The organism is Azospirillum sp. UFLA03-27 (genome assembly GCF_059803775.1).
Map to the genome: position 1 here is coordinate 1 of NZ_JAUQTX010000345.1, position 5,410 is coordinate 5,410.

Annotated in this window: 6 protein-coding genes; 3 read left to right on the top strand and 3 right to left on the bottom strand. The window is 66.6% G+C overall.

Annotated features, from left to right (window positions below):
• Positions 1-100 precede the first annotated feature (100 nt).
• Complete coding sequence (gene gpmA, locus Q4I23_RS30110; protein WP_237905308.1) at positions 101-862, bottom strand: 2,3-diphosphoglycerate-dependent phosphoglycerate mutase; 762 nt, start codon at positions 860-862, stop codon at positions 101-103.
• A gap of 210 nt (positions 863-1,072) precedes the next feature.
• Here gpmA and Q4I23_RS30115 point away from each other — a divergent pair, with 210 nt between their 5' ends.
• A complete protein-coding gene (locus Q4I23_RS30115) occupies positions 1,073-1,369 on the top strand; it encodes a MarR family transcriptional regulator (protein ID WP_014198175.1) in 297 nt (98 codons plus the stop codon).
• A gap of 108 nt (positions 1,370-1,477) precedes the next feature.
• Positions 1,478-1,723, top strand: a complete 246-nt coding sequence (locus Q4I23_RS30120) for a hypothetical protein (RefSeq protein WP_237905307.1) — start codon at positions 1,478-1,480, stop codon at positions 1,721-1,723.
• A 29-nt stretch (positions 1,724-1,752) separates the two neighbouring features.
• Here the strand turns inward: Q4I23_RS30120 and Q4I23_RS30125 are convergent, their stop codons facing one another.
• Together Q4I23_RS30125 and glgX are read right to left on the bottom strand one after the other, a co-directional pair.
• On the bottom strand, positions 1,753-1,950 hold the full coding sequence (locus Q4I23_RS30125) for a Nif11-like leader peptide family natural product precursor (protein WP_454017165.1): 198 nt from the start codon (positions 1,948-1,950) through the stop codon (positions 1,753-1,755).
• A 210-nt stretch (positions 1,951-2,160) separates the two neighbouring features.
• Entirely contained in the window at positions 2,161-4,446 is a 2,286-nt protein-coding gene (glgX, locus tag Q4I23_RS30130) for a glycogen debranching protein GlgX (RefSeq protein ID WP_498528656.1), read from the bottom strand.
• Positions 4,447-5,016: 570 nt separating this feature from the next.
• On the opposite strand from glgX, the gene Q4I23_RS30135 reads away from it, so the two are divergent.
• Complete coding sequence (locus Q4I23_RS30135) at positions 5,017-5,409, top strand: hypothetical protein (protein WP_498528657.1); 393 nt, start codon at positions 5,017-5,019, stop codon at positions 5,407-5,409.
• The last annotated feature ends 1 nt before the right edge of the window (position 5,410 follow it).

Here is a 5,410-nt window from a genome sequence, read left to right on the forward strand (position 1 = left end):
GAAATAGGACTCACCCCCCGGCGGGGCATCGCGGGCGACGCCCCGCCGGGGGGTGAGTCCTATTTCCCTCGCCCCTCCGGGGAGAGGGAACTCCAAGCCCTCACGCCGCCACGACGCCGCTTTGACCGGCGTCGTCCCGGCGGGTCCAGGTGATCTCCTCGGTCCCGCCGCCTTCGGTCAGGAAATAGCGGCGCAGCGGCACCAGATCGGCGCCCAGCTCATAGACCAGCGGGCGGCTGGTCGGGATCTCGAACAGCGGAATGTCCTGGTCGGGCACCTTGTCGAGATGCTTCACGAGGCCGCGCAGGCTGTTGCCGTGGGCCGACACCAGCACCCGCGCGCCCAGCCGCAGGGCCGGGCAGATGCCTTCCTCCCAGAAGGGGATCACCCGGTCCGTGGTGTCCTTCAGGCTTTCGCCACGGGGCAGGTTCGCGCGGCCGATGCCGGCGTAGCGCCGGTCCGACACCGCGGAGCACGGGTCCTCGGGCTCGACGGGCGGGGGTGGGACGTCCCAGCTCCGCCGCCACAGGAAAACCTGATCGGCGCCGTGGCGGGCCGCCGTCTCCGTCTTGTTCAGCCCCTGGAGCGCGCCGTAATGGCGCTCGTTCAGGCGCCAGTGCTTGTGCACCGGCAGCCACATCCGGTCCATCTCCTCCAGCACGATGTCGAGCGTCCTGATCGCCCGCTTCAGGACGGAGGTGAAGGCCACGTCGAAATCGAATCCGGCCTGCTTCATCAGGCCGGCGGCGTGGCGGGTTTCGGCCACCCCCTGTTCGGTCAGATCGACGTCGGTCCAGCCGGTGAACAGATCCGAGCGGTTCCAGACGCTCTGACCGTGCCGCAGCAGCACGAGCCGATGCATTGGGTCCCCTCCTCCTCACGTGACGGTAGCTCCTTCGGGGAACGGGAGGGTGAGGGGAAGGGTTCCGGCGGAGGCGTCACAATTGGCGCGGCTTTGTGTCAATTTCGAAACGCGCGCGACACATTCGGACAACAAAGGCGGGGTAACCTGCGGAGCAGGCGAAATTATCCGTCCGGCGCTTGCGCAGCCGGACTGCGACGCCGAGCCAACTTGCGTTCCGAGGCCGCCATGCAGCATCATGACCTCCTCTCCAGGACCGTTTCGACCGATCGGGACATCACCCTGGAGGCGCTTCGTGTGTTCACCTACCTGAGCCGGCGGCTCCATTTCGACCGTCCCGTGCCGGTGCTCCAGTCCGAACTGGCTGATGCGCTCGGCATGCAGCGGCCCAACGTCAACCGGGCCATCAAGCTGCTGGAAACCAAGCAGATCCTTCTGCGGGATTCCAAACTGGGGCGTGCGATCACGTTCCGGTTGAACCCGGAACTGGAGGGCGGCCGGGCCTGAAACTGGTCCGGAATGATTTTCGAAACGCGTCACCTTGTCTTTACGAATTCGGCCCTCAAGAAAGCCTTCGGCTGGTACCAGAAGGTGCCGAATCAGACCGATCTTCCCTTGGGCCTGATCGCCTCCGTCGTTCCGAAATCGGACGGGGGCGTGGTGGTCATGGTGCAGCAGGGGGCCGCGAAGGTGCGGGATGTCGCCTTCATGCCCAGCAAGACGCTCGGCGTCCTCCTGCTCTTCTGCCGCCGCCAGAAAATTCCCATTCCGCGCGACGCCGACAAGGACATCTTTCCGTCCGACGATGGGATCATGTTGACGATCCGCGGCAGTTGCAGCACGACGGCGCCGCCGCCGTGATCACTCCCGCGTGATCGCTCCCGGCTGATTCAGTCGGTTCCGCAGGCGGCGGGCTGGGCCACGGCCAGGGGAATGTCCGCCTCGGTGAAGCGAAAGCCGTGACCGGCAGCGAAGTCCACCAGATCGCCCAGGGTCAGCAGGCCGCGCGATGCCCGCCGCAGCGCCGAGCGCAGGGCCGGGTCGGCCTCGGTGGCAACCAGGAAACGGATGTAGTCGCCATGACACATGCCCAAACCTCCTGGAATCGTTGTGGTCGTTCCTTGCCCTGGAGCGCGGGAATGCGGCCGATGCGGCGTTGCGCGCACAAGCAATGGTCCGGGGCAGACAGTCCGATGCCTTGATAGCGCCGATTTGCCTAAAATTGTAGATAAAAATGAGAATGGAACGATGCGGCGTCCTGCCGCACCGTTCCTTGACGGTCTATCGGGACCCGGCGATCACTCGCCCGGCTGCTGCACCGTCTCGGCCGGGCTGGCGCCCGACGCGATGCTGTCCGGCGTGATCGCCGCCACCGGCTCGCCCGGCCCGGAAACGGCGCGCAAAGCCCGCGCGGCGGCCTTCAGCCCGATGTCGGAGCGGCGGTCGGGCATCAGCTCGAACAGCAGCAGGGAGCGCCCGTTGACCGGGATTTCGTCGCCGGTCTGGGCGGTGGCGACCTCCAGCCGGTCGGGCTCCGTGGTGTCCACCAGCGTCAGCCAGCGGCTGCCACCCGCGACCTCCGGCAGCTTGAAGGGCACCACGTCGTGGTAGGCGTTGATGATGAGCAGCAGCGTGGCATCCGACGCCACCTTCTTGATTCCGGTGGCCTGCGCCCGCCCGTCGAGCAGCATGCCCAGGCAGCGTGCCATGGGGTCCTGCCACTGCTCGGTCGTCTTCTCCTCGCCGGCGGGGGTGATCCAGGTGAGGTCCTTCACCTCCAGGTCGGGGTTGTAGGCGCCGGTGAAGAAGCGCCCGCGGCGCAGCAGCGGGTGGCTCTGCCGCAGCCCGATCAGGTGGCGGACGAAGTCGGTCAGCGCCCAGCCCTCGTCGCTGACCCCCTCCCAGTCGATCCAGCTGATCTCGTTGTCCTGGCAATAGGCGTTGTTGTTGCCGTTCTGGCTGCGGGCGAACTCGTCGCCGGCCAGGATCATCGGTGTGCCCTGGGACAGCAGCAGCGTGGCCAGCAGGTTGCGCATCTGGCGGAAGCGCAGGGCGTTGATCTCCGGATCGTCGGTCGGCCCCTCCGCCCCGTGGTTCCAGGAGATGTTGTGCGAATGGCCGTCGCGGTTGTCCTCGCCGTTCGCGTCGTTGTGCTTGTCGTTGTAGGCGACGAGGTCGTGCAGCGTGAAGCCGTCATGGGCGGTGACGAAGTTGACGCTGGCCCAGGGCTTGCGTCCCCGCCGGTTGAACACGTCCGCCGAGGCGGCCATGCGGGTCGCCAGCTCGGGCAGCTTGCCCTCGTCGCCCTTCCAGTAGGAGCGCACGGTGTCGCGGAACTTGTCGTTCCACTCCGCCCAGCCCGGCGGGAAGCCGCCGACCTGATAGCCGCCGGGGCCGCAATCCCACGGCTCGGCGATCAGCTTGACGCGCGACAGCACCGGGTCCTGGCGGCAGGCGTCGAGGAAGCCGCCGCTGTGGTCGAAGCCGTAGGTCTCCCGCGCCAGGATGGTGGCGAGGTCGAAGCGGAAGCCGTCCACATGCATCTCGGTCACCCAGTAGCGCAAGGAATCGGTGACCATCTGGAGGACGCGCGCATGCACGAGGTTCAGCGTGTTGCCCGTGCCGGTGTCGTTGATGTAGTAGCGTGGGTCCGGCGCCAGCCGGTAGTAGGAGGCGTTGTCGATGCCCTTGAAGGACAGCGTCGGCCCCATCTCGTTGCCTTCGGCGGTGTGGTTGTAGACGACGTCGAGGATCACCTCGATCCCGGCGTCGTGCAGGCGGGCGACCATCTCCTTGAACTCGTGGATCGCCCCGGTCGCCATGTAGCGCGGGTCGGGCGCGAAGAAGGAGATGCTGTTGTAGCCCCAGTAGTTGCGCAGCCCCTTTTCCAGAAGGTAGCGGTCGTCCACGAAGGCATGGACCGGCAGAAGCTCCACCGCCGTGACGCCCAGCGAGCGGATGTACTCCACAACCTCCTGCTGGGCGAAGCCGGCGAAGGTGCCGCGGTACTGCGGCGGCACCGCCGGGTGCCGCATGGTGTAGCCGCGCACGTGGGTCTCGTAGAAGATCGACTTCTCCCAGGGGATCGCCGGGTGGCGGTCATGGCCCCAGGTGAAGGCCGGGTCGATCACCACGCATTTCGGCATGCCGGGGGCGCTGTCGCGCCGGTCGAAGGACAGGTCGCCGCGCGGCGAGCCGACGCGGTAGCCGAAATGCGCGTCCGACCAGCGCAGCGGCCCGACCATATGCTTGGCGTAGGGGTCGAGCAGCAGCTTGTTCGGGTTGAAGCGGTGGCCCGCCTTGGGCTCGTAAGGTCCGTGCACGCGGTAGCCATAGACCGTGCCCGGCCGGGCGTCCGGCAGATAGCCGTGCCACACCTCGTCGGTGTATTCGGGCAGCTCGATCCGTTCCAGCTCGCGGCGTCCGTCCTGGTCGAACAGGCACAGCTCCACCTTGGTGGCGTTGGCGGAAAACAGCGCGAAGTTGACGCCCAGCCCGTCCCATGTGGCGCCGAGAGGGTAGGGAAGACCTTCCCGGATGCGGGACTGGCGGAAAACCTTAGGAGCGAACGGCGGCTTCTTCACGGTTGAACCTCGGTGTGGGCGCGTTGCGGCATGAAGCAGCACAGGAACGCGCAAGCCGCCCCGGTGATCCCGTCATCGGCGCAATTTCCGATGTTTGAGGGAGCTTCAACTCCTGGCCGAACCATTTCGTGCCACCTCACCCAAAGAGTGGGCCTGGTATGAGCATGGTCATAGTCGTCATGGCGGGTCGCGCCGATAACTATCGCGTGCTATCATCGGTTCCAGGCAATAAAGGCAAATAAACTTCTGGGGGAGGTCCGGGAGATTTCCGACAAAGGGCCAAGAAAACGGGTGTAACGCAGATGTCAGTTTTTGCCTTTCGGTGCCACCGCCGCTTCTTCAGCGCCGAAAAGGCGGAAAGATCAATGAAGGGCAGAGCCAACCACCATGTCTCTGCGGCTTCTCCGGCCCAACGGCGATCTGCCGCCGCGAAACCCGCAAGCGCCGCATTCTGAATCACCCACATCGGTCATCGCCCCAGGCGCCGGCTTCGCCGGTGCCCGGCGGCATCGTGCATCCGGTGGATCGGTGGCACCGCTCCCGATCTGCCTCACCAAGACGCCCCCGCCCATGATCCGGCTTTCGGTCAACGCCCTGCTCAACTTCCATCCGAAGGCCATCCTGGCGGCCATCGTCCTGGTGATGACGCTGCTGGGCGGTGCGGCCTGGGGTGCGCTGTCGCTGGTCGATTACGTCAGCACGCTCGACCGGGCGGAACGCGGCAGCCGGCAGGCCGCGGCCTTTCTGGAGGGTCACGCCGACGCCGTGCTGGACGGCGGCGCGGCTGCCCTGGCGCGGGTCGCCGACCGCCTGGAGGCGGGCGGACTCGCGTCGCTTCCCGACAGCGCCCTGGGTGAGGCGCTGTCAGCGTCGCGGTTCGGTGTTCTGTCCATCCTTGACGCCGAAGGCCGGACGGTGTTCGGCCTGTCTCTTATACACATCTCCGAGCCCACGAGACTATAAC

Coding starts and splice junctions, on each gene's coding strand:
- gpmA (WP_237905308.1), bottom strand. CDS start 862: ATGCATCGGCTCGTGCTGCTGCGGCACGGTCAGAGCGTCTGGAACCGC.
- Q4I23_RS30125 (WP_454017165.1), bottom strand. CDS start 1,950: ATGTGTCATGGCGACTACATCCGTTTCCTGGTTGCCACCGAGGCCGAC.
- Q4I23_RS30135 (WP_498528657.1), top strand. CDS start 5,017: ATGATCCGGCTTTCGGTCAACGCCCTGCTCAACTTCCATCCGAAGGCC.